Source organism: Micromonospora noduli, assembly GCF_003264475.1.
In the GTDB taxonomy this organism is placed as follows: Bacteria; Actinomycetota; Actinomycetes; order Mycobacteriales; family Micromonosporaceae; genus Micromonospora; species Micromonospora noduli.
The window spans coordinates 91,641-114,151 of record NZ_PYAC01000004.1 but is presented as its reverse complement, the minus strand read 5'-3'; the positions used below and the strand labels follow the sequence as shown (position 1 = coordinate 114,151).

The following is a 22,511-nucleotide window of genomic DNA, read 5'->3' as shown; positions in this document are numbered from 1 at the left end:
GCGGCGGGCCAAGCTGAACGGCATGGTGTCGTCGGGAACGCCCATGGGTGCGACGTCCGGGCAGGGGCGGCAGGCCGGCGGTACGCCCCGCGCCGCGCTGGCCGACCTGCTCGCCGGCAATCGGCGGTTCGTCAGCGGCCAGCCGGTGCACGGACACGACGTCACGGCCGCCGCCGCGGCCTCCGGCGACCAGCAGCCGTACGCCGTGGTGCTGGGCTGCATCGACTCCCGGGTGCCGTTGGAGGCGATCTTCGACCAGACCTTCGGCGCGATCTGCGTGATCCGTACCGGGGGGCACGTGCTCGATCGCGCGGTCCGCGGCTCGATCGAGTACGTGGTCGGCCAGCTCGGCGTACCGCTGGTGATGGTCCTCGGCCACGAGCGGTGCGGCGCGGTGCAGGCCACGGTGGAGGCGCTGCGCACCGGGCAGCGTCCGGGTGGGTCGCTGGCGCACCTGGTGGACGAGATCGCCCCGGCGGTGACCGAGGCGGGGCTCGACGATCCGGCGGTGCAGCCGCTGGCGATCCGCCGGCACGTCCGGCGCACGGTGCGCACCCTGCGCCAGGACGATCTGCTGGCCGCGCCGGTGGCTGCCGGCCGGGTGGCCGTGGTCGGCGGCCTCTACGACCTGGCCAGCGGCGAGGTCGCCCTGCTCGATCCAGGCTGATCCGGCCCGGGACATGCGAAACCGCCCGCCGGGAACTCCCGGCGGGCGGTTGCGTTGGTGCGGTGGGGGAGGGCTCAGCCCTCGAAGACGCCGGCCGCGACCAGGCGCTTCTCGGTGGCCTCCCAGCCGTCACCCGGGTGGGTGGCAGCCAGGTTGTTGATCTCCGCCCGGATCTTGGCGGCGTGGCCGGCGGCGGCCAGAACGCGGATCTCCTCGACGAAGGCGTCGGAGTCCGTGCGCAGGTGCGCGGTCTTGCCGTTGGTCAGGTTCCGCACGTAGGCGTGCTTGCCGCCGTTGAGCGGGATGAGGTACTTGAACTCGCCCAGCACGCTGAGGGCGCCACCCTGGCCAGCCTGGCCGGCCCGGACGGACGCGCGCGCGGTCTTAGAGGTGTTGCTCGCCACGGAGGTACTCCTTGCAAGACGTACGGGAGGACTGGACGTCCGGGGGCTGTGTGCGGGTCGTACGTGACTCGACCCGCGAAGGTGTAACGCGGCATAAGCCGCCGGTGGAACTGTACAGGACCACGACATCATGCTGGTCGTCGCGGTGTCCTGAGAGGCAACGGCGACCACCCGTCCGGCTATTCCACCCGGCGTTTTTTCCGATTCCCTGGCGCACCATGCGTCACAGGAGTCATCATGTGTTGCAGCAGCCGCCTGGGTGGACGAGGTCGTAGGGGAAGACGCACCTCGCTCTCCGGGAGGTCACCGTGCCAACGCGTGGCGTCGTATACGTCCATTCGACCCCGCTCGCCGTGTGCTCACACGTCGAGTGGGCGATCGCGCGCGTCCTAGCCGCGCCGGTCAACCTGCAGTGGACGGCTCAGCCCGTCGACCCCGGCGCACGCCGGGCCGAGTGCGGGTGGACCGGTCGTCCGGGGACGGGCGCCGAGCTGGCTGCTGCCCTACGGCAGTGGCCCATGATCCGTTTCGAGGTCACCGAGGAGCCGAGTCCCGGCGCCGACGGTGAGCGCTTCATGTACGTGCCAGCTCGTGGCCTGTTCCGGGCGACGGTCGGTGTGGCCGGCGACATCCAGCTCGGCGAGGACCGCCTTCGGGCGCTGATGGCGGCCTCCCGGGCCCCCGAGGCGCTGGCGCACGCCCTCGACAAGGCGCTCGGCACGGCGTGGGACGCTGACCTGGAGCCCTACCGGTACGCCGGCGACGGCGCCCCGGTGACCTTGCTCACTCGGGTCGGCTGACCCGGCGGACGGGCCGCTGGCCGTACGCCGTGGCGCCGCCGACGACCGGTAAGGTCAAGTTGCCCCGATAAGGGAGAAGCTGGTGGGATGGGCGGCGTGTCGAATCGCCCGTGGCGCGCCAGTGTCGCTGTCGCCGCCCTGACCGCCCTGCTCGTCTCCGGCTGCTCAGGTGACCCGGAGCGCCCCACGCCGACGCCCAGCCCGGTCGGCACGTCCGCGGGCCCGAGCGTCCCGGCCGCGCCGCCGGCCAGCGACCCCGCCAGCCGGGCCTCCGCGCTGGTGGCGACGCTGTCCGACGAGGACCTGGTCGGCCAGGTGCTGATGCCGTACGCCTACGGCGACTCGGCGACGAAGGTCTCCGCCGGCTCGGCGGCCGGTAACCAGGCCCTCGCCGGGGTGGACACCCCCGCCGACATGATCGCCAAGTACCGACTGGGTGGCCTGATCCTGGTCGGCTTCAGCGCCGACGACCCGACCAAGGGCAACCAGGAGACCACTAACGTCGACAACCCCAAGCAGGTGCACGAGCTCACCACCGGGCTGCGTACCGCCGCCGGTCGGCTCGCCGCCGGTTCGGCGCCGCTGCTCATCGGCACCGACCAGGAGTACGGCGTCGTCACCCGCGTGACCGACGGGGTCACGGTGCTGCCCAGCGCCCTCGCGGCCGGCGCGGCCGGTGACCCGAAGCTCACCGAGGCCGCCTGGCGGGCCGCCGGCGCCGAGTTGGCCGCGATGGGCATCAACATCGACTTCGCCCCGGTGGCCGACGTGCTGGCCACCCGCAGCGCCGTGATCGGCTCCCGGTCGTACGGCGCCGACCCGAAGCAGGCCGCCGCGCAGGTGGGCGGCGCAGTCCGTGGCCTCCAGGCGGTCGGGGTCGCGGCCACCCTGAAGCACTTCCCTGGGCACGGCCACAGCGCCGACGACTCGCACCAGGACCTTCCGGTGCTCACCCAGTCAGCCGCGGCGTTGCAGAGCGGCGCGTGGCCGCCGTTCACCGCCGGGATGGACGCGGGCGCGATGGCCGTGATGTCCGGTCACCTGGACGCGCGCGCGATCGACCCGGGGACCCCGGCGACCTTCTCCCACAAGCTGCTCACCGACGTGCTGCGCGGCCAACTCGGCTTCAAGGGCGTGGTGATCACCGACGGGATGAACATGCCGCCCGCGATGCGCTGGGCTCCCGGCGAGGCGGCGGTCCGGGCGCTCAACGCCGGTAACGACCTCATCCTGATGACCCCGAACGTCGGTCAGGCGTACGACGGGCTGCTCGCCGCGCTGCGCGGCGGATCGCTGCCCCGGACCCGGCTGGTCGAGGCGGTCACCCGGGTGCTGACCATGAAGTTCCAGCTCGCGGCGCTGCCGGCGGCGCAGATGTCCACGCTGAACACCCCGGCACACCGGGCGGCGGCCGACGCGCTGGCCGCCGCCGCCGTCACCGTGCTGCGCGGCGCCTGCGGCAAAGCGGTACGCGGGCCGGTCACCGTCACCTCGTCCGGCGGTCGGGACGGCACCCGGGCCACGCTCACCGCCGCGCTGACCGCCGCCGGGGTGCAGGTCAAGCCCAGCGGCGGCACGATCGTGCACCTGGTGGGCTACGGTGACGGCGCCAAGGACCTGAGCCCCGGCGCGGCGGTCACTGTCGCCATGGACACCCCGTACGTGCTGGCCGACGCGAAGTCACCGACGCTGCTGGCGACGTACTCCTCCAGCCGGGCGTCGATGACCGCGCTGGCCGCCGTGCTCGCCGGCAAGGCCCGGCCGGGCGGCCGGTCCCCGGTGGCCGTTCCCGGACTGCCCGCGACGACCTGCGGTACCTGACCGTCCGGCACGGCCAGGTCAGCGCCCACCTCACTCGCCCTTCGCGAGCCCTCGCACCGCGAGTCGGTACGCCGGCAGCACGTCGGTCCGTTCGGTGATCAGCCCCTCGTTGACAGCGAAGACCAGCGTCTGCCCCGCCGACTGGACGGCCAGCGCCCAGTTCCGCGACTGTTCCTCCTCCTCGACCAGCGGGTTGGTGGCGAGCCAGGTCATCTCGGTGGCGTCGAAGCCGCCAGCCCGGAGGTCACGGAACTGTTGCCCGGCGACCGTCTCGCCGGCCCCGGCGGCGAAACCCTCCAGCGCGGCGCGCGGCGTGGCCGTCGGCGAGTCCGCCGCCCAGATCCGCAGGAATCCGCCGCCGGCCGAGCGGCCGTCCACCTCGCAGCGCACGGTCGTGCCGCCGCGCTTGGTGAGCGCCTCGCCGACCAGCTCGGCCAGCTCGCCCTCGGGAGGCTCGATCGCCTTCGCCGTCCACCCGTCGGCCAGCGGAAACGTCACCGGTACCGGGCAGGGGGAACCAGTGCCGCCGGTGGTGCCGCCGGGCGACGCCGGGGTCGTCTCGTCGTACCAGGGCTCACCAGTGGCCTGTGGGGCCGGGGGGCCGGCGGCGGGCCCGGCGGGAGCGGCGGCGTCGTCGCCACAGCCGGACAGCAGGCCGAGGGTGAGCGCCGCCGCCGACACGGCGACGCGGGTACGAGTGTCCATGGTGGTGATCCCCGTCAGTCGATCTTCAGTCGGCCCATCTAAGCCGTGCGGTCTCTCGACGTCAATCGGGATCGTGTGCCCGCGCGAGCGAAATCCGGTCGCCTCACCCCCGATCGGTCTGACAGCCTCACCCCATGGGAGCGGCAGCAGGATTCCGGCACGTGCAACGGGCGGACGGCACTGTGGTGATCACCCACCACGGCCGGGTCGCCGGCACGCTGCGCGGCGCTCGGGCCGCGGAGTTCCTCGCCGAGGTCGACGACGACCCGCAGTTGGTGATGGCCCGCTGGACGGGCAACTACCGCCACGGCAACGAGCGCACCGCGAAACAGCACCCCCGCAACCGAGGCTGAACGACGAAAGGGCCCCTCCTCTCGACGAGGAGGGGCCCTTCGCGGGATCTCAGGGGCGGGCGAAGACGAGCGCCACGTTGTGGCCGCCGAAGCCGAACGCGTTGTTCAACGCGGCCGGGATCTCCATGTGGCGGGCCTTGTGCGCGGCGACATCCAGGGTGAGGCCTGGCTCGGGGTCGTCGAGGTTGATCGTCGGAGGGACGACACTGTCGCGGATCGCCAGGATGGTGGCGATCGACTCCAGCGCACCGGCCGCACCGAGCAGGTGACCGGTCATCGACTTCGTCGCGGACAGCACCGGGTGGTCGCCGAGCGCCTTGTGCAGCCCGCCGATCTCCAGCATGTCCCCGACCGGGGTCGAGGTGGCGTGCGCGTTGACGTGCACGATGTCCCGCTTGGCCACGTCCGCGTCGGCGATCGCCTTGGCGATGGCCCGGATGGCGCCCTCGCCCTCGGCGTGCGGCTGCACGATGTCGTACGCGTCGGAGGTGATGCCGGCGCCGGCGAGGCGCGCGTACACCCGGGCGCCCCGGGCCGCGGCGTGCTCGGCCCGCTCCAGCACCACGATGCCGGCGCCCTCGCCGAGGACGAAGCCGTCCCGGCCCCGGTCCCACGGGCGGGAGGCCCGCTCCGGGTCGTCGTTGCGGGTCGACATGGCCCGCATCGAGCTGAAGCCGGCGATCGGCAGCGGGTGGATGACCGCCTCGGTACCGCCGGCCACCACCACGTCGGCCCGGCCGGAGCGGATGATGTCCAGACCGAGGGCGATCGCCTCGGCGCCGGTGGCGCAGGCGCTGGCCACCGAGTGCACGCCGGCCTTGGCGCCCAGCTCCAGCCCGACCCAGGCGGCCGGACCGTTCGGCATCAGCATCGGGATGGTGTGCGGGGATACCCGCCGTGGCCCGGAGGCCTCCAGGATGTCGTCCTGGGCGAGCAGGGTGGTGGCACCGCCGATGCCGGAGCCGACGCTGACGGCCAACCGCTCCCCGTCGAGGTCGGAGCCGGCGAGGCCGGCGTCCGCCCAGGCCTGCTGCGCCGCGATGATCGCGATTGCCTCGGAACGGTCCAGGCGGCGCAGGCGGACCCGGTCCAGCACCTCGGACGGCTCCACTGCCAACTGGGCGGCGATCCGGACCGGCAGTTGCGCGGCCCACTCCTGGGTGAGGGCACTCACCCCGGAGCGGCCGGCGAGCATTGCGTCCCAGGTCGACGCGACGTCCCCGCCAAGCGGGGTCGTCGCGCCGAGCCCGGTGACGACGACGTCAGGACGACTCATGATCAGGACTGCGCCGCGATGTAGCTGACAGCGTCGCCGACGGTCTTGAGGTTCTGCACCTCGTTGTCCGGGATCTTGACGCCGAACTTCTCCTCGGCCGCGACCACGACCTCAACCATGGAGAGCGAGTCGACGTCGAGGTCGTCGGTGAAGGACTTCCCCTCGGCCACGTCGTCCGGGTTCACCCCGGCAACCTCTTCGAGGATCTCGGCGAGGCCGGTGGTGATCTCGTCACGGGTCATTGCGGTTGGTTCCTTTCATCGGGGTTCTCCGGCGGCCGGCGTCGCCGACCGCCACTCCTGGACGCGTACGCGCCCGAGGGGGTCATCAGGGGCAGCGGACGACCTGACCGGCGTAGGTCAGGCCACCGCCGAAGCCGAACAGCAGCACCGGTGCGCCCGAGGGCACCTCCCGGCGCTCGACCAGCTTGGACAGGGCCAGCGGCACGCTCGCCGCGGAGGTGTTGCCGGACTCGACGATGTCCTTCGCGATGATCGCGTTGGGGATGTTGAGCCGCTTGGCGATGCCGTCGATGATCCGGGCGTTGGCCTGGTGCGGCACGAACGCGGCCAGCTCCGACGGGTCGACCCCGGCCCGCTCGCAGGCCTGTAGCGCGAGCGGCGCGATCGCGGTGGTGGCCCAGCGGAACACCGACTGCCCCTCCTGCTGGATGTACGGGCGCCAACCCTCGATGCGGACCGCGTCGCTCTTGTCCGGCACCGAACCCCAGACGACCGGGCCGATGCCGGTCGGCTCGTCGTCGGCGGTGGCGGAGACCACAGCGGCACCGGCACCGTCCGCGAAGATGATGCAGGTGGAGCGGTCGGTCCAGTCGGTGAAGTCGGACAGCTTCTCCGCGCCGATGACGATCGCGTTGCGCGACGCCCCGGCCCGGATGGCGTGGTCGACGGTGCCCAGCGCGTACGCGAAGCCCGAGCAGGCGGTGTTGAGGTCGAACGCGCCCGGCGCGGTGATGCCCAGCTTGGCGGCGACCCGGCAGGCCACGTTGGGGCTGCGGTCGATGGAGGAGCAGGTGGCGACCACGACCAGGTCGATGTCGGCGGCGGTCAGGCCCGAGTTGGCCAGCGCCTTGCCGGCAGCCGCGGCGGCCATGTCGGCGACCGTCTCACTGTCGGCGATCCGCCGGCTGACGATGCCGACCCGGTCGCGGATCCACTCGTCGTTGGTGTCGACGAGCTGGGCGATGTCGTCGTTGGTCACCACCCGGGAGGGCTGGTAGTGCCCCATCGAGACGATGCGACTGCCAGTCATGAACGACCTCCGATACGGGCGATCAGGTCCCGTGCGGCCGGCAGGTCGTCCGGGGTGTTGAGGGTGACGATCTCCGGGGCGCCGTCGCCCTTGAGTTCCCGCTTGACCAGGCCGGCGAGGGTGCCGGCCGGGGGCAGTTCGATCACGCCGGTGACCCCGAGGTCGGCCAGCGTGCGCATGCACAGGTCCCAGCGCACCGGCGCGGTGACCTGACGGACGAGACGCTGCACCATGGCCGCGCCGTCGTCGACAGCGGTGCCGTCGAGGTTCGACAGCAGGGTCCGGACCGGGGCGGCGGGGCTGATCCCGGCGGCCTCCGCGGCGAGCGCGGTCTCGGCCGGAGCCATGTACGGGGTGTGGAACGCACCGGCCACCTGGAGTCGGATGATCCGGGTCCGGGTGGGCGGCGCGGCGGCGAGCTTGTCCAGCCCGTCCAGGGCGCCCGCGGCGACGATCTGCCCGGCGCCGTTGCGGTTGGCCGGGTAGAGCCCGTTCGCCTCGATCGCGGCGATCACCTCGTCGGGGTCGCCACCGAGCACCGCGGCCATTCCGGTCGGCTCCAGCGCGCACGCGGCGGCCATCTCCCGGCCGCGGACGCCGGCCAGGGTGATCGCGGCGTCGGCCGACAGCACACCCGCGAGGGCGGCGGCACCCAACTCGCCCACGCTGTGGCCGGCGGTGAGCGCGACGTCGTCCAGCGGCAGGTGCTCGGCCGCGAGCAACGCCGCGGCAACCAGCAACGGCTGGGTGCGGGCGGTGTCCTTGATCTCGTCGGCGTCGGCGGCGGTGCCCAGGTGCAGCAGGTCGACCCCGGCCAACGCCGACCAGTCGCGCAGTCGCGCCTCAGTGCCGGGCAGGTCGAGCCAGGGGGTCAGGAAGCCGGGTTTCTGAGAACCCTGGCCGGGACTAAGTACGGCGAGCACGTCTATGACTCTCCCGGATAAAGGCGGGTAACGCGGTGCCGCCTTCGACCAAACCACACTAGGACCTTTAGAGGTTTCCTACAAAGATCGGCGGGGATCATCCTCGGTTTGGGCGGATTTCCGGGTAGCCGGGGTCATTGTCTGAGTCGGGACCGGCGAGGCCAGCGGGGCGACCGGATCCAACCGACCCACTGTCAGCGCGACCTGAAGGGCGAACGCGTCGCGCGGCGACAGTGGCGAGAACCCGGTCACCTCGGCGATCCGGCGCAACCGGTAGCGCACCGTGTTCGGGTGCACGAACAGTGCCCGGGCCGCGCTCTCCAGCGTGCCACCTGCGGCCAGGAAGGCGTCCAGGGTCGCCAGCAGTTCTCCACCGGCGCGCACCAGCGTCGCGTACACATCGTGACGCAGCCGCCGACGGGCCTCCGCGTCGCCGGCGAGGGCCCGCTCCGGCAGCAGGTCCGCGGCCGGCACCGGCCGCGGCGCGCTCGGCCAGGCCGGTGCGGCGCGAAAGCCGGACAGCGCGGCCCGCGCCGACTCGGTCGCCTCGTCGAGGCTCGGTACGGCGGGACCGACCACCACCGGGCCGTCCCCGAACGCGCTCAGGAGCTTCGCGGTGGCGGTCAGCGGGTCAGGTGCGCCGCCCAGCACGATCACCAGCCGGTCGCCGTGGACGCCGCCGATCACCTCCACACCGATCCGCCGGGCCTGGCGGTAGACCACGTGCAGCACCGCGGAGACCTCGCCGCCGGGCGACCGACCGACAGCCACCGCCACCGGCGGTGCGTCCGCCCAGCCGAGCGCGGCGGCCCGACTGGCCAGGACGTCCGGCGAGTCACCGCGCAACAGCGCGTCGACCAGCAGCGCCTGCAACCGGGCGTCCCAGGCGCCGCGCGACTCGGCGGCCCGCGCGTACACCCGGGCGGCGGAGAACGCGATCTCCCGGGAGAAGCGCAGCACCGCCTCGCGTAGCTGCTGCTCCTCACCCTCGGCGGCCAGGTGCGACACCTGCTCCTCGACCACGTCGATCGTCACCTTGATCAACGCCACGGTCTGCTGGAGGGTGATCGACCGGGCCAGCGCCTGCGGGGCGGCGGCGAAGACCTCGTCCGACACCTCCTGGGTGCTGTCCGCCGTGCCGCCGCCCTCGCGCAGCCACTGCACCAGCGAGCTCGCGCCCGCCTGGGCCACCAGCATCACCCAGGAACGCTGGTCGGCCGGCAGCGCCCGGAACCAGGGCAGCGTCTCATCCATCCGGGCCACGCTGGAGGTGGCCAACGCCCCCGCCGATCGTTCGATCCGGCGCAGCGTGGCCGACAGCTCCCCACCGCCCGGCGTGCTCACCGCCCTAGCCTGACACGTCGTGAGCAGGCCAACCACGCCGGCACCGGTCCGCCGACCGCTGCCGGCGCCCAGCCGGCCCGTCTCACGGCTGCGGGGGAGCGGGCAGGCCCACCTCCTGGGCCAGGATCGCGGCCTGCACCCGGCTGCGCAGGTCCAGCTTCGCCAGGATCCGGCTCACATGGGTCTTGGTGGTGCTCTCCGCGAGCACCAGTCGATCGGCGATCTGCTGGTTGGACAGGCCCAACCCGAGGCAGGCCAGCACGTCACGCTCACGCGGGGTGAGGGTGCCCAGCGCCGCCCGGGCGTCCGCCGACGCGCCCGGCGCGGTGGCCGCGAACGCGGTGATCAACCGGCGGGTCACAGTGGGCGCGATGAACCCGTCGCCCCGCGCCACCGTCCGCACGGCGCTGACCAGGCCGTCGGCGTCGGTGTCCTTGAGCAGGAACCCGGCCGCGCCGGCCCGCAACGCCCCGAAGACGTACTCGTCCAGGTCGAAGGTGGTGAGCACCAGCACGTCGGCGAGCCCGTCGCCGACGATCGCCCGGGTCGCGGAGATCCCGTCCCGGTGCGGCATCCGCACATCCAGCACCGCCACGTCGGGGCGCAGCTCCCGGCACAGGCGCACCGCGGCGTGGCCGTCGGCCGCCTCGCCGACCACCTCGATGCCCGCTGAGCTGTTCAGGATCAGGGCCAGTCCGGCCCGTACCGCCGGCTGGTCGTCGGCGAGCACCACCCGTACCGTCGCCGGGCCAGCGGTGTCCGGCGGCCGCGCCGGCCCGGTCACCCGACCTCCCCGGTGGGCAGGGCCGCCCGCACCTGCCAGCGGCCGTCGTGCGGCCCTGCGGTGAACCGGCCGGCCAGCAGCGTGGCCCGCTCCCGCATACCGATCAGCCCGGCCCCGGCGCCCGGCAGCCCGGCCCCGCCCCGGCGCACCGGGTTCTCCACCGTCAACACCACCTCGGCCGGCCGGTACGCGATCGTCAGCTCCGCCTCACCCGTACCGTGCTTGAGCGCGTTCGTCAGCGACTCCTGCACGATCCGGTACGCGGCGAGGTCCACCCCCACCGGCAACGCGCCCGGCGTGCCATCGGTCCGGACCCGCACCGCGAGGCCGGCCGCCCGGGCCCGGTCGACCAGTCCGTCCGCCTCGGCCAGCCGCGCGGTGACCACCTCCGGCGTGGCCGGGTCGGCGTTGGTCCCGGGCTCGCGCAGCACCTCGATCATCTGACGCATCTCGGCGAGGCCCTGCACGCTGCTCTCCCGGATCACCCGCAACGCCGACTCCACCTGACCGCTGTCCAACCCGGGCACGGAGAGCACGGCGGTGGCGTGGATGGCCACCGCGCTGAGGTGGTTCGCGACCACGTCGTGCAGTTCCCGGGCCATCCTGGCCCGTTCGGCGCTGACCGCCTGCCGACGGTCCAACTCGACCAGCCGGGCGGTCTGCTCGGCCCGCGCCCGCTCGGCGGCAGCCTGGTCGCGGTACTGCCGCACACTGATGCCGGTCAGGACCGGCAGCAGCCCGGCGAGCACCACCAGCACCCCGAGCGCCGCCCCGCGCCACTGGCCGTACGCGAGCACGCCGACGACCACTCCGACCAGGCTCAGCGCCACGGTGATCCGCAGCAACCACCGCCACAGCCGGGGCGGGCCGTACACGCAGGCGTCGTAGAGCACCTGCGTGTAGACCAGGACCGTGCCCAGCGAACTGCCCAGCGCCGTGTCGACCACCAGCGCTCCGGTCCCCACGGCCAGGCTGGCGCGTGGAGCGACCCGCCGTAGGCCGACGGCGACGCAGACCGCCACCAGCGGCGGCAGAAACAACGCCGACGGCACGTTCCCGTCCGGACGGACCTGCGGTTGCCACCCCAGGGCGTGCAGCACCAGACCACCGGCCAGCGACGCGCCGGCCAGCACGAGGTCGCGGCCGAGGGTGCCGGAGTCGAGCCACGGTGGCGCACGCATGCCCCGATCCCACCACAGTCGTCGCCCGCCGAACTCCCACCGGGGGAGGACCTCGACCGCACCGCCATGCGCCGAAAGGGGTACGCGGGCCCTTACCGACCGCCAGTACGGTCCTTGGCCGTGACGCGTTGGGCGAACGGCACGAAAAGAAGCTGTGAACTGCGTAACCGGCCCCCGCGCCCGGCGGCGTCTCCGAGGATCGGCCGGTCCGGACCCCGGGTACGCTGCGCGCGGCCCGTCAGTCCCGGCCAGTACGGTGACAGGGCACCTCGGGGAGAGCACCCGAGGGTGAGGCGAGCGTGAGGAGACCGGGGATGGCGCACGGGGAGGCCGAGCACGGCTGCGCCCAGGGCGAGCCCTGCCGGCCGGGGCACCACGACCCGCAGGCGGCTGGCAAGCACCGCCGGCCGGTCGGCGGCGCATCATCGCACCCGGTGGAGCCACTGCACGGGCGCGTCGATGACGAGCCGGTGCTGCCGCGTCAGCGCTCCGCCGAGCCCGCCGGGCTCGCCGAGCCCGACTCGGACGTTCCCGCTGGTTGCCTCAGCGAACTTCCCGGCTGGGCCGGGGCGCACCGGCACGGCGCGGTCCGACCGCGGCCGCGGGCCACCCGCCGGGAGCGCCCACCGCGCCGCTGGTGCTGAGCACCGCCGACGCACCCGCCGCCTGAGCGAGTGCGTCGGGTCAGCGCGTGCGCCGGCGGATCAGCAGGGCGATCCCGGCGAGGCCGACCGTGATGGTCAGCATCACGCCGACGTTGAGCAGCAGCAGGTGTTGCAGGTCGCCGATCGCCTCGTCGAGGTCCTTCGCGGGGTCGAGAGTGTCCTCCGGGAGCACGCGCTCGCCGCCGCCCGCGCCGCCACTGACCGTGTCGAACTGCCGCTCCAACGGCACACCGGCGGTGCGCAGGGTCTCGGACATGCTGAGCCGACCCAGGAACCAGCCGGCGCTGGACTTGCGGCCGTCCGGCTGCTTCGCCGGCCGGTAGACGCGGGGGCCACCGACAGCCTTGGGATACAGGTCGTAGGTCTGCTTCGGCGTCTCGCCGGCGAGCACCACGACAGTGTATTTCGGACCGAGGTTGGCTGCCTTCGGACCGGTCGGCATGCCGGTGCGAGCGAGGAAGTTGACCTGGTCGATGACCGCGCCCACGAGGGCGGGCTCCTTGTCCGCGTGCAACCGCAGCGGCTCGGACAGCCCCGTGCCGGTGATGTCCACTCCGGCGGGTGCCGGCTTCGGCGCCGCCGAGGCCGAGCCGGCGGTGCCAAGCGACAGCAGTGCCACCGCCAGCGTGCCCGCCAACACGGCGACCAACCGCCTCATGTGTCGGACCATCCCGCCTCCTCGCCCCGTTCGATGGATGGCTTCGTCGTGACGTCTGGACCGATCTGCCGGTGCGGCATCGACCGGATGGTCGCGTCCACTCCTACAGACTCCGCAGAACGTCGATGAGTTGCAGCTTTCGGAACAGTAATTGGAACTATCTGCGATCTCTGCTCGACTAATGAGGAGCCGTTTGATCAGCGGGCGGATCGTACCCTTACGGAGGGGTTCATGGGGGGCAGGGTTACACGTACGGTGCGGGTCATGCCAGTGGTGCTCGGCGTGGCGTTCGGTGTGTCGTTTCTGGTGCCGGCGACTCCGGCCGCCGCCCACAACCAACTGACCGGCAGCAACCCGCGCGACGGCGCCCGCGTGGCGACGGCACCCGCCCGCGTCGAGCTGCGGTTCCTCGCCACGCCGTCGCCGACTACGACGAAGATCACAATAACCGGACCGGACAATGTGGTCGCTGGCGGGACTCCCGCCTTCGACGGCAGTCGGGTGCGGGTGCCGTTCAAGCCGGCCGCCGCCGGGCTCTACATCGTCGGCTACCAGCTCGCGTCGTCCGACGGGCACCCGGTGAAGGGCGAGGTGCGGTTCACCCTCACCACCGGCACCGCGGCAGACCCGTCCGCCTCGCCGTCGGCCGCCGCCAGCACCAGCCCGGCCGGCGCGCCCTCGGCTGGCGCGTCGGCCGTCGGCGCACCCTCCGCCGGGCCCGCCTCGGCGACCCCCGGCAGCTCGACGGCCTCCACCGTGCCGGCGGCGTCGGAGCGGTCCGACTCCGGCAGCCGCTGGTGGATCTGGGCGCTCGGCGGCCTGTTGCTGCTCGCCGCACTCGGAGCCGGCCTCGTGTTCCGCCGCCGACGCGGAGCGCAGTGATCAGCGGAGCGCACTGATCAAACTGTTGTGCTTCGTCAGACCAGGCGCAGGCGGGCGGCGCGCATCCGGGTCAGGGTGCGCTCGCGACCGAGCACCTCCAGCGACTCGAACAGCGGCAGACCAACGGTGCGGCCGGTGACCGCGACCCGCACCGGCGCCTGCGTCTTGCCGAGCTTGAGGCCCCGCTCGGCGCCGACCGCCTCCAGCGTCGACTTCAACGACTCGGCGTCCCAGGACTCCAGCGCCTCGAACGCGGCGACGGCGTCGTCCAGCAGCTCGGCGGAACCGTCCTTCATCGTCTTGGTCCAGGCGGCCTCGTCGATCAGCGGCGAGGCCAGGAAGAGGAAGTCGACGTTCGGCACGATCTCGCTGAGCACCGCGATCCGCGTCTGGGCCAGCGGCGCCACGGCGGCGAACGCGTCGGCGTCGAACTCCTCCGGCTGCCACGGCGGCGGCGCGATGGTCCCGGTGCCGGTCAGCCACGGCTGGCAGGCGTCGATGAACTCGGCCACCGGCAGCGCGCGAATGTACTCGCCGTTGAAGGCGCGCAGCTTCTTCTCGTCGAAGAAGGCCGAGGAGAGGTTGACCTCGTCCAGCCGGAACTCGTCCTCGATGACCGACCAGGGAACGATCTCCCGGTCGCCGGAGGGGGCCCAGCCGAGCAGCATGAGGTAGTTGCGCATCGCGCCGGCGAGGTAACCCTCGTCGCGGTACGCCTCCAGGGCGACCTTGTCCCGGCGCTTGGAGAGCTTCTGCCGCTTCTCGTTGACCACCACCGGCACGTGCGCCCAGATCGGCGGCTTGACCCCGAGGGCTTCCCAGAGCAGTTGCTGCTTGGGGGTGTTGGGCAGGTGCTCCTCGGCCCGGATCACGTGGGTGATCCCCATGGTCATGTCGTCGACGACGTTGGCCAGCAGGAAGACCGGCGAGCCGTCGCCCCGGGCGATGACGAAGTCCTCGATGAGCTTGTTCTCGAAGGTGGGCTCACCACGGATCAGGTCGACCACCACTGTCGCGCCCTCGTCGGGCGTACGGAACCGCAGGGCGTTCCCCGGGCCGGGGCCGAGGCCACGGTCGCGGTGGTAGCCGTCGTAGCCCTGGTACTGCGAGCCGGTGCGGGCCTGCAGGTCCTCACGGGTGCAGTCGCAGTAGTAGGCGCGGCCCGACTCGTACAGGCGCGCGGCGGCGGCCCGGTGCTCGCCGGCGTTCGCCGACTGGAAGTACGGGCCCTCGTAGCTGCCCCGGGAGATGCCGATCCAGTCCAGCGCGGAGAGGATGCCCTCGGTCCACTCGGGCTTGTTGCGCGCCGCGTCGGTGTCCTCGATGCGCAGCACGAACACGCCGCCCTGCTGCTTGGCGTAGATCCAGTTCTGCAGCGCCGAGCGGGCACCGCCGACGTGGAACATACCGGTCGGGGAAGGGGCGAAGCGCACACGTACTGTCACGTCCCCCAGCCTACGGCGGTACGCGACTGCTTTCCGCCACCGCCCCCTGGCTCACGGCACCGAGCGGATCTTGACGACCAGCGCGCTGCCGAGCAGGGTGACCACGGCGGTGACCGCGTAGAGCGTGGGATAGCCGCCCAGGTACACCACGAGCGGGGCGGAGAGCGCCGGACCGAGCACCTGCGGCGCCGAGTTGGCGATGTTGATGACGCCAAGGTCCTTGGCGCGGTCGGTGGCCCGGGGCAGCACCTGGGTGATCAACGCGGCGTCGACCGAGAGGTAGACGCCGTAGCCAGCGCCGAGCAGCAGCGCGGCGACGATCGCCATCGGCCAGACCGGCGCGACAGCGAGCAGCAGCGCCGCCACCGCCATGATCAACCCGGAGACGATCACGTAGATCTTGCGGCGGCCGGAACGGTCGGACAGCCGGCCGGCGACCACAGCGGTCAGCATCATTCCGAGCGTGTAGAGCAGGATCAGCACCAGCAGCCCGCCCTCGGGGTCGGGGTGGCGCACCCCGTCGCTGAGGAAGTACAGCAGGTAGAGGGTGCCCAGGGCGTTGCCCAACTGGACCAGGAACCGGGTGATCCAGGCCCAGGCGAAATCCGGATGTCGGCGAGGGCTGATCCACATCGAGGCCAGCAGCGCCCGCGTCCGGATCGCCGGCCGATGGGTACGCGGCAGCGGTTCGTCGGGGGTGAGCAGCGCGAACGGCAGCGACAGCAGCAGGATGGCCACGGCGATGGCCAGGTAGCCGGCGGCGTTGCCGGTGACCACGGCGGTGACCAGCACCGCGCCGAGCACCAACCCGAGTGCCTGCGGGATGCCCACCCACCCGGAGACCCCGCCGCGCTGGCGCACCGGGACCCGGTCCGGGATGGCGGCGGTGAGGCTGGCCAGCATCGCGTTGAAGCAGACCTGCGCGGCGACCCAGCCGAGGGCGACGCCGAGGATGGTCCGTTGCTGGGCCAGCAGCACCAGGGCCGCCGCGCCGAGCACGGCCCCGCCCGCCGTCCAGACGTGCCGACGACCGAACTCGCGGCCGGCGATCCGCAGGCAGGTCCGGTCGGAGAACGCGCCCGCCAGGGGGTTGGCCAGCACCGCGGCCAGCGCACCGAGGCCGGTGACCACGGCCAGCATGTTCTCCTTGTCGCCGGGCGCGATCTGCTCGATCTGCTGTGGCAGCAGCACCTGGATGGGAGTGAAGAACGCCATCCACACGCCGAGGTTGGCCGCGAAGATCAGACCGATCCAGCCGCGCCGCACCGGCACCGTCGGCTCGGCGAGCGCCGCCGGCAGCGACGCCGGCGTCGGGTCGAGGGTGGTCACCGCGCCGACCCGGGCCGGCTGGCCGCGATCACGTCCCGCAACCAGGTGTACGACGACTTCGGCGTACGGGTCTGGGTGGCGTAGTCGACGTGCACCAGACCGAAGCGCTTGGTGAACCCCTCGGCCCACTCCCAGTTGTCCAGCAGCGACCAGACGAAGTACCCGCGGACGTCCACCCCGTCGTCGATGGCGGCTCGGACCGCCCGCAGGTGCCCGTCGAGGTACGCGATCCGCTCCGGGTCGGCCACCTGCCCGTCGGCGTCGGGTGCGTCGTCGTACGCGCAGCCGCTCTCGGTGATCTCGATGGGCGGCAGCGCGTCGCCGTACGTGTCGCGCAGCCAGCCGAGCAGTTCGCGTAGCCCGTCGGGGGCCACCGGCCAGTCGAAGGCGGTACGCGGGTAGCCGTCCAGCGGCACGAGGTCGAACGGCAGGGGCGAACCCTCCTCGGCCGCCCGTACCCCGGTGGGGTTGTAGTAGTTCACCCCGAGCACGTCGATCGGCGTGGCGATCGTGTCGAGGTCGCCGGGGTGGATGACGCTCGGGTCGAAGCCGGGCAGCTCCGGGTAGCCACGGCCGAGCAGTGGGTCGGTGAAGAGCCGGTTGTGCAGCGCCTCGTACGCCGCCCCGGCGGCCCGGTCGGCGTCGCGGTCGCCGAGCACCCGCACCGGCGAGTAGTTGTTGGCGATCGCCACTGGGCTGGCGGCGTGGGTCCGCAGCGCGGCGACCGCGAGCCCGTGCCCGAGCAGTTGGTGGTGGGCGACCGGGAAGGCGTCGAACAGCAGCATCCGGCCGGGGGCGTGCACACCCATGCCGTAGCCGAGGCTCATGTGGATGAACGGCTCGTTGAGGGTGATCCAGAGCCGGACCCGGTCGCCGAGGCGGGCGGCGGTCTTCTCGGCGTACTCGGCGAACCGGGCGGCGGTGTCGCGGTGCAGCCAGCCGCCGGCGTCTTCGAGGGGTTGCGGCAGGTCCCAGTGGTAGAGGGTGGCCACCGGGTCGACGCCGGCGGCCAGCAACTCGTCCACCAGGCGGTCGTAGAAGTCCAGGCCGGCCGGGTTGGCCGGGCCGGCGCCGGTGGGCTGGATGCGGGGCCAGGCGATGGAGAGCCGGTACGCGGAGACGCCCAGGCCGGCCAGCAGCGCCACGTCCTCGGTGTGCCGGTGGTAGTGGTCGCAGGCCACCTCCCCGCTGCTGCCGTCGCTGATCCGCCCGGGGGAGCGCGCAAAGGTGTCCCAGATGGACGGAGCCCGGCCGTCGGCAGTGGTGGCGCCCTCGATCTGGTGGGCCGATGTGGAGACGCCCCAGCGGAAGCCGGTGGGGAACTGGGGCATCGGTGCGGTTGACATGCGCCCTCCCGGTCAACGTGAAACGTGCTCGGGACTTTAGGGCGCTCTCGATGAATGCGCCATAGGCCGGCCTGGCGCAATGCGCAATGGTTGATCGGCGTGTCTTTTTCCGAACCCGTCCAGGTAAGTCCGATTTAGCGCATAGAGTGCCGATATCGTGGGATGTCCTCACCGGAGGAAAGACGGAAATGATCCTCGTGGAACGCAGTGCGCACGTGGCGGCGCCAATTGAAGTGGTCTGGGATGTCGTGCAGCGGGCCGAGCAGTTGCCGGCCTGGCTCGCCGGGGTCCGCGCGGCCGAAGTGCTCTCGGGAGAGGGCTTCGGGCGGCGACAACTGGTCCAGGCAGGGCGCGGCTCGGCGCATGAGGCCGAGGTGATCGCCTACCAGGAGCCGACGCTGATCGGCTGGCGGGAGCGGGCCAAGGGTGCCGGTGCTCGTGCGGAGGCGCGCACCGAAATCTACGTCCAGCTCACCGGAGACGAGGAGGAGGGCGGAACCATCGTGCGCCTCATCGTGGTCCGCTGGCCGGCCGGCCCGGTCAAGGCGGCCCTGCTGCGCCTCGGACTGCGTCGGGTCGGCGCCGACCTGGAGGACTCGCTGGCCCGGCTCACCGACCTGGCCGCCGTCGGCTGACGAGCGCCCATCCTCCCGGCGTCACCCGCGACGGCGGTGGTCCGGATCCCCGCCAGGGCCCCCGGACCACCGCCGCTCCGTACACCGAAAAGGGCCCGGCGCGGATGCGCCGGGCCCTCCTCAGTGGTGCTGGATCAGCTGTCGCCGCCGGTCTCGCCGACCGGGGCGGCGTTGACGTCGTCGATCGCGTACTTCTTGGCGGCCTCGGCCGGCACCGTGGTCGCCACCGCGCCGCTGCGGGCGAGCTGCCGCAGCGTGGCCACCACGATCGACTCCGCGTCGACGTGGAAGTGCCGGCGCAGCGCGTGCCGGGTGTCCGACATGCCGAAACCGTCGGTGCCGAGCGACGTGTAGTCGCCGGGTACCCAGCGGGCGATCAGATCCGGTACCGCGCGCATGAAGTCGCTGACCGCGATCTTCGGCCCGTCCGACTCGGCCAGCTTCTGCTGGATGTACGGAACCTTCGCCTCGGCACCCGGGTTGAGCAGGTTGTACTCCTCGGTCTCCACCGCGTCGCGGCGCAGCTCGGTCCAGGAGGTCACCGACCAGACGTCGGCACCCACCCCCCAGTCCTGGGCGAGGAGCTGCTGGGCCTTGAGCGCCCACTGCATCCCGGTGCCCGAGGCGAGCAGGTTGGCCTTCGGGCCGTCGACCTGCGGTGCCGGCGAGTAGCGGTAGATGCCCTTGAGCAGGCCCTCCACGTCCACGTCGGCCGGCTCGGCCGGCTGGAGAGTCGGCTCGTTGTAGACCGTCAGGTAGTAGAAGACGTTCTCCTGAGCGTCCCCGTACATCCGGTGCAGACCCTGCTCCAGGATGTGCGCGATCTCGTACGCGAACGCCGGGTCGTACGCCACCACGGCCGGGTTGGTAGCGGCGATCAGCAGCGAGTGCCCGTCCTCGTGCTGAAGGCCCTCACCGTTGAGCGTGGTCCGACCCGCGGTGGCGCCGAGCAGGAAGCCCCGGGCCATCTGGTCGGCCGCGGCCCACAGCCCGTCGGCGGTCCGCTGGAACCCGAACATCGAGTAGAAGATGTACATCGGGATCATCGGCTCGTCGTGCGTGGCGTACGCCGAGCCGGCTGCGGTGAACGAGGCCACCGAACCGGCCTCGTTGATCCCCTCGTGCAGGATCTGCCCGGTCGTCGACTCCTTGTACGACAGGAACAGCTCCCGGTCGACCGAGGTGTAGCGCTGGCCGTGCGGCGAGTAGATCTTCGCGGTCGGGAAGATCGAGTCGAGACCAAAGGTGCGGGCCTCGTCCGGGATGATCGGCACCCAACGCTTGCCGAACTCCTTGTCCTTCATCACGTCCTTGAGCAGACGGACGAAGGCCTGCGTGGTGGCCACCTTCTGCTTGCCGGAGCCGCGCTTGATGTCGGCGAACCGCTCCGGCCCGGGGATGGCCAGCCGCTTCGTGCTGGTCCGCCGGGACGGCAGGTACCCGCCGAGCTGCTCGCGCCGCTCCTTGAGGTACGCCATTTCCTCGGACTTCTCACCCGGGTGGAAGTACGGCGGCAGGTAGGGGTTGTCCTCCAGCGCCGAGTCCGGGATGTCCAGGTAGAGCCGGTCGCGGAAGGTCTTCAGGTCCTCCAGCGTCAGCTTCTTCATCTGGTGGGTCGCGTTGCGGCCCTCGAAGTGCGAGCCGAGGGTCCAGCCCTTGATCGTCTTCGCCAGGATGACGGTGGGCTGACCGGTGTGCTCGGTGGCCGCCTTGTAGGCCGCGTAGAGCTTGCGGTAGTCGTGCCCACCCCGCTTGAGGTTCCAGATCTCGTCGTCGCTGAGCGGCTCGACCATCTTGCGGGTCCGTGTGTCACGGCCGAAGAAGTGCTCCCGCACGTACGCGCCGGACTCCGCCTTGTAGGTCTGGTAGTCGCCGTCGGTCGTGGTGTTCATCAGGTTGACCAACGCGCCGTCGGTGTCCGCGGCGAGCAGCGGGTCCCACTCACGACCCCAGACGACCTTGATCACGTTCCAGCCGGCACCCCGGAAGAACGCCTCCAGCTCCTGCATGACCTTGCCGTTGCCCCGGACCGGGCCGTCCAGCCGCTGCAGGTTGCAGTTGATCACGAAGGTGAGGTTGTCCAGCTCCTCGCGGGCGGCGACGCCGATGGCGCCGAGCGTCTCCGGCTCGTCCATCTCGCCGTCGCCGAGGAACGCCCAGACGTGCTGCTGGGAGGTGTCCTTGATGCCGCGGTGCTGCAGGTACCGGTTGAACCGGGCCTGGTAGATCGCGTTCAGACCGCCGAGGCCCATCGAGACGGTGGGGAACTCCCAGAAGTCCGGCATCAGCCGAGGGTGCGGGTACGAGGGCAGCCCACCACCGGGGTGCGACAGCTCCTGGCGGAACCCGTCGAGCTGGTGCTCGCTGAGCCGCCCCTCCAGGAACGCCCGCGCGTACATGCCGGGGGAGGCGTGGCCCTGGTAGAAGATCTGGTCGCCACCGCCCGGGTGGTTCTTGCCCCGGAAGAAGTGGTTGAAGCCCACCTCGTAGAGCGACGCCGAGCTGGCGAAGGTGGAGATGTGCCCGCCGACGCCGATCTCCGGGCGCTGCGCCCGGTGCACCAGCATGGCGGCGTTCCACCGGACGTACGCCCGGATCCTCCGCTCGACGTGCTCGTCACCCGGGAACCAGGGCTCGCGCTCCGACGGGATGGTGTTGATGTAATCGGTGGTGGTCAGGGGCGGAACCCCGACCTGGCGCTCACGGGCCCGCTCCAGCAGGCGCAGCATGACGTAGCGGGCGCGTTTGGCGCCGCGTTCGTCGATGACACCGTCAAGCGACTCGACCCATTCGCTGGTCTCTTCAGGGTCGATGTCCGGAAGCTGGCTCGGTAGGCCGTCGCTGATCACCGGGCGCTTGCGTTCCGTAGCCACAGGCGTTCCCTCGGTTGTGTGTGGGATAGGTCTCTAGCGCCATCCTGCCCCCTGGTGGCACCCCTCGTCACGTCTAGGTCCCCCCGACGCGATGCTGAACACAGGTACTCGCCGGTAACTTAGCGCGACGGCCGGGTGAAAGCTGAGCGGTTTGACCGCCACTCCTACCGTTACCGCCATGAACGGACGCCGTGTCGCGGTCGCCGCGACCATGATCGTTGTCGGGGTGGTTGGCCTGGTCATCGGCGCCGTCGCCCTCGCCTCCGGCAACCTGCCGATGGTCGGACTGGTGGCCCTGGGCGCCCTGGTGGCAGTGCTCGGCGGGGGCCTGCTGCGCGACGCGATCCGCGCGGCCCGTCTGAGCGGCCAGGATGGCCGTCGCCGTCGTCCGGACGCGGACGGCGGCGGGTACGGGTTCTACCCGATGCCCGCCGGGGACGCCGGAAGCGGGCACGTCGGCCGCCAGCGGGACGGCGACCACGACAGCTCCGACAGCACGGAGCCGGCCGGCGGCAGCGGCGACTCCGGGGGAGGCTGGTCCGGCTGGGGCTGGTCCGGCGGTGACTCCGGTGGCGGCTGGTCCGGCGGTGACTCCGGTGGCGGGTGGTCCGGTGGCGGCGACTCTGGCGGCGGTGGCGGCAGCTCCTGACCGCACGCTGCGGCAGAATGCGACGTATGCGCAGCGACGTGATCACCGTCCAGACCGGGTCCCGGCCGACCGTCCGGGACATCACCGCGGAGGCCCAGCAGTTCGTCTCGGGCGAGGGCGACGGCCTGCTGCACGTCTTCGTGCCGCACGCCACCGCCGGCCTGGCGATCATCGAGACCGGTTCGGGCTCCGACGACGACCTGCTCAGCGCCGTGGACGACCTGCTCCCCACCGAGGACCGCTGGCGGCACCGACACGGCTCGCCCGGCCACGGCCGCGACCATGTGCTGCCGGCGTTCATCCCGCCGTACGCCACGCTGCCGGTGCTCGGCGGTCGGCTGGCGCTCGGCACCTGGCAGTCGATCTGCCTCGTCGACACCAACGGCGACAACCCGACCCGCCAGGTCCGCTTCTCCTTCCTCCCCGCCTGACCGCGCCTGCCCGGCCGTCGTCCCGGGACGCCGGCCCGCCTCAAGATCTGCACAACCTCCCCGGAACT

Annotated in this window: 22 protein-coding genes and 1 pseudogene; 9 read left to right on the top strand and 14 right to left on the bottom strand. The window is 72.2% G+C overall.

Translation table 11 applies throughout. From position 1 onward, the window contains the following. Positions 1–43: 43 nt before the first annotated feature. Positions 44–667: a carbonic anhydrase gene (locus tag MED15_RS07800; protein ID WP_112582660.1), complete on the top strand. Its 624-nt coding sequence runs from the start codon at positions 44–46 to the stop codon at positions 665–667. Between the two features lie 74 nt (positions 668–741). Here the strand turns inward: MED15_RS07800 and MED15_RS07795 are convergent, their stop codons facing one another. Further along, positions 742–1,071, bottom strand: coding sequence for a hypothetical protein (locus MED15_RS07795; RefSeq protein ID WP_030330285.1), 330 nt, complete (start codon positions 1,069–1,071; stop codon positions 742–744). A 308-nt stretch (positions 1,072–1,379) separates the two neighbouring features. Between MED15_RS07795 and MED15_RS07790 the strand changes: the two genes are divergently transcribed. Both MED15_RS07790 and MED15_RS07785 read left to right on the top strand, forming a co-directional pair. Then, entirely contained in the window at positions 1,380–1,871 is a 492-nt protein-coding gene (locus MED15_RS07790) for a DUF3145 domain-containing protein (protein ID WP_091409261.1), read from the top strand. Between the two features lie 87 nt (positions 1,872–1,958). Then, positions 1,959–3,692, top strand: coding sequence for a glycoside hydrolase family 3 protein (locus MED15_RS07785; protein ID WP_112582577.1), 1,734 nt, complete (start codon positions 1,959–1,961; stop codon positions 3,690–3,692). A 30-nt stretch (positions 3,693–3,722) separates the two neighbouring features. On the opposite strand, the gene MED15_RS07780 is transcribed toward MED15_RS07785, so the two are convergent. Next, the gene (locus MED15_RS07780) at positions 3,723–4,397 is read right to left on the bottom strand and encodes a lipoprotein (protein WP_112582578.1); all 675 of its coding nucleotides are present in this window, start codon (positions 4,395–4,397) and stop codon (positions 3,723–3,725) included. A 134-nt stretch (positions 4,398–4,531) separates the two neighbouring features. Here MED15_RS07780 and MED15_RS07775 point away from each other — a divergent pair, with 134 nt between their 5' ends. Continuing rightward, complete coding sequence (locus MED15_RS07775; protein ID WP_112582579.1) at positions 4,532–4,750, top strand: hypothetical protein; 219 nt, start codon at positions 4,532–4,534, stop codon at positions 4,748–4,750. Between the two features lie 49 nt (positions 4,751–4,799). Here MED15_RS07775 and fabF read toward each other — a convergent pair whose 3' ends face one another. The 7 genes and pseudogenes from fabF to MED15_RS34535 all read right to left on the bottom strand — a co-directional run bounded on the left by fabF (position 4,800) and on the right by MED15_RS34535 (position 11,530). Next, positions 4,800–6,026, bottom strand: a complete 1,227-nt coding sequence (gene fabF, locus MED15_RS07770; protein ID WP_112582580.1) for a beta-ketoacyl-ACP synthase II — start codon at positions 6,024–6,026, stop codon at positions 4,800–4,802. Positions 6,027–6,028: 2 nt separating this feature from the next. Beyond that, a complete protein-coding gene (locus tag MED15_RS07765; protein WP_030330276.1) occupies positions 6,029–6,268 on the bottom strand; it encodes an acyl carrier protein in 240 nt (79 codons plus the stop codon). An 85-nt stretch (positions 6,269–6,353) separates the two neighbouring features. Continuing rightward, positions 6,354–7,298 (bottom strand): beta-ketoacyl-ACP synthase III, encoded by a 945-nt coding sequence (locus MED15_RS07760; protein ID WP_112582581.1) that lies wholly within the window; start codon positions 7,296–7,298, stop codon positions 6,354–6,356. Between the two features lie 5 nt (positions 7,299–7,303). Beyond that, a pseudogene (locus MED15_RS07755) lies at positions 7,304–8,221 on the bottom strand (ACP S-malonyltransferase); the annotation flags it as partial. Between the two features lie 78 nt (positions 8,222–8,299). Beyond that, positions 8,300–9,637: a PucR family transcriptional regulator gene (locus MED15_RS07750; protein WP_279636242.1), complete on the bottom strand. Its 1,338-nt coding sequence runs from the start codon at positions 9,635–9,637 to the stop codon at positions 8,300–8,302. Between the two features lie 10 nt (positions 9,638–9,647). Beyond that, on the bottom strand, positions 9,648–10,349 hold the full coding sequence (locus tag MED15_RS07745; protein ID WP_112735177.1) for a response regulator: 702 nt from the start codon (positions 10,347–10,349) through the stop codon (positions 9,648–9,650). After that, positions 10,346–11,530, bottom strand: a complete 1,185-nt coding sequence (locus MED15_RS34535; RefSeq protein WP_112582585.1) for a sensor histidine kinase — start codon at positions 11,528–11,530, stop codon at positions 10,346–10,348. The genes MED15_RS07745 and MED15_RS34535 overlap by 4 nt, the downstream gene beginning before the upstream one ends. 314 nt (positions 11,531–11,844) lie before the next feature. Here MED15_RS34535 and MED15_RS07735 point away from each other — a divergent pair, with 314 nt between their 5' ends. Then, entirely contained in the window at positions 11,845–12,174 is a 330-nt protein-coding gene (locus tag MED15_RS07735; protein WP_112724924.1) for a hypothetical protein, read from the top strand. Positions 12,175–12,214: 40 nt separating this feature from the next. On the opposite strand, the gene MED15_RS07730 is transcribed toward MED15_RS07735, so the two are convergent. Next, positions 12,215–12,865, bottom strand: coding sequence for a hypothetical protein (locus MED15_RS07730; RefSeq protein WP_112601478.1), 651 nt, complete (start codon positions 12,863–12,865; stop codon positions 12,215–12,217). Positions 12,866–13,117: 252 nt separating this feature from the next. On the opposite strand from MED15_RS07730, the gene MED15_RS07725 reads away from it, so the two are divergent. Next, positions 13,118–13,735, top strand: a complete 618-nt coding sequence (locus MED15_RS07725) for a copper resistance CopC family protein (RefSeq protein ID WP_244220409.1) — start codon at positions 13,118–13,120, stop codon at positions 13,733–13,735. Between the two features lie 35 nt (positions 13,736–13,770). Here the strand turns inward: MED15_RS07725 and gltX are convergent, their stop codons facing one another. Genes gltX through MED15_RS07710 form a run of 3 tightly spaced genes read right to left on the bottom strand, consistent with a single transcriptional unit; the run spans position 13,771 to position 17,855 of the window. After that, a complete protein-coding gene (gene gltX, locus MED15_RS07720; protein ID WP_112731953.1) occupies positions 13,771–15,180 on the bottom strand; it encodes a glutamate--tRNA ligase in 1,410 nt (469 codons plus the stop codon). Between the two features lie 51 nt (positions 15,181–15,231). Next, positions 15,232–16,509, bottom strand: a complete 1,278-nt coding sequence (locus MED15_RS07715; protein WP_112582590.1) for an MFS transporter — start codon at positions 16,507–16,509, stop codon at positions 15,232–15,234. After that, positions 16,506–17,855: a GH1 family beta-glucosidase gene (locus MED15_RS07710; protein WP_112601476.1), complete on the bottom strand. Its 1,350-nt coding sequence runs from the start codon at positions 17,853–17,855 to the stop codon at positions 16,506–16,508. Before MED15_RS07710 ends, MED15_RS07715 begins: the two co-directional genes overlap by 4 nt. Before the next feature lie 188 nt (positions 17,856–18,043). Here MED15_RS07710 and MED15_RS07705 point away from each other — a divergent pair, with 188 nt between their 5' ends. Next, complete coding sequence (locus MED15_RS07705) at positions 18,044–18,490, top strand: SRPBCC family protein (protein ID WP_112582592.1); 447 nt, start codon at positions 18,044–18,046, stop codon at positions 18,488–18,490. Between the two features lie 134 nt (positions 18,491–18,624). Here the strand turns inward: MED15_RS07705 and aceE are convergent, their stop codons facing one another. After that, positions 18,625–21,363: a pyruvate dehydrogenase (acetyl-transferring), homodimeric type gene (gene aceE, locus MED15_RS07700; RefSeq protein WP_112582593.1), complete on the bottom strand. Its 2,739-nt coding sequence runs from the start codon at positions 21,361–21,363 to the stop codon at positions 18,625–18,627. Between the two features lie 178 nt (positions 21,364–21,541). On the opposite strand from aceE, the gene MED15_RS33800 reads away from it, so the two are divergent. After that, the gene (locus tag MED15_RS33800; RefSeq protein ID WP_181562549.1) at positions 21,542–22,012 is read left to right on the top strand and encodes a hypothetical protein; all 471 of its coding nucleotides are present in this window, start codon (positions 21,542–21,544) and stop codon (positions 22,010–22,012) included. Positions 22,013–22,038: 26 nt separating this feature from the next. Next, entirely contained in the window at positions 22,039–22,443 is a 405-nt protein-coding gene (locus MED15_RS07690; RefSeq protein WP_167457620.1) for a YjbQ family protein, read from the top strand. Positions 22,444–22,511: the final 68 nt, after the last annotated feature.

Bases quoted from the DNA above. Each gene is read 5' to 3' on its own strand.
- MED15_RS07690 (WP_167457620.1), top strand. From the start codon at position 22,039: ATGCGCAGCGACGTGATCACCGTCCAGACCGGGTCCCGGCCGACCGTC.
- MED15_RS34535 (WP_112582585.1), bottom strand. From the start codon at position 11,530: ATGCGTGCGCCACCGTGGCTCGACTCCGGCACCCTCGGCCGCGACCTC.
- MED15_RS07775 (WP_112582579.1), top strand. From the start codon at position 4,532: ATGGGAGCGGCAGCAGGATTCCGGCACGTGCAACGGGCGGACGGCACT.
- MED15_RS07725 (WP_244220409.1), top strand. From the start codon at position 13,118: ATGCCAGTGGTGCTCGGCGTGGCGTTCGGTGTGTCGTTTCTGGTGCCG.
- MED15_RS07710 (WP_112601476.1), bottom strand. From the start codon at position 17,855: ATGTCAACCGCACCGATGCCCCAGTTCCCCACCGGCTTCCGCTGGGGC.
- fabF (WP_112582580.1), bottom strand. From the start codon at position 6,026: ATGAGTCGTCCTGACGTCGTCGTCACCGGGCTCGGCGCGACGACCCCG.
- MED15_RS07760 (WP_112582581.1), bottom strand. From the start codon at position 7,298: ATGACTGGCAGTCGCATCGTCTCGATGGGGCACTACCAGCCCTCCCGG.
- MED15_RS07800 (WP_112582660.1), top strand. From the start codon at position 44: ATGGGTGCGACGTCCGGGCAGGGGCGGCAGGCCGGCGGTACGCCCCGC.
- MED15_RS07735 (WP_112724924.1), top strand. From the start codon at position 11,845: ATGGCGCACGGGGAGGCCGAGCACGGCTGCGCCCAGGGCGAGCCCTGC.
- MED15_RS07705 (WP_112582592.1), top strand. From the start codon at position 18,044: ATGATCCTCGTGGAACGCAGTGCGCACGTGGCGGCGCCAATTGAAGTG.
- MED15_RS07730 (WP_112601478.1), bottom strand. From the start codon at position 12,865: ATGGTCCGACACATGAGGCGGTTGGTCGCCGTGTTGGCGGGCACGCTG.
- MED15_RS07780 (WP_112582578.1), bottom strand. From the start codon at position 4,397: ATGGACACTCGTACCCGCGTCGCCGTGTCGGCGGCGGCGCTCACCCTC.
- MED15_RS07765 (WP_030330276.1), bottom strand. From the start codon at position 6,268: ATGACCCGTGACGAGATCACCACCGGCCTCGCCGAGATCCTCGAAGAG.
- MED15_RS33800 (WP_181562549.1), top strand. From the start codon at position 21,542: ATGAACGGACGCCGTGTCGCGGTCGCCGCGACCATGATCGTTGTCGGG.
- MED15_RS07785 (WP_112582577.1), top strand. From the start codon at position 1,959: ATGGGCGGCGTGTCGAATCGCCCGTGGCGCGCCAGTGTCGCTGTCGCC.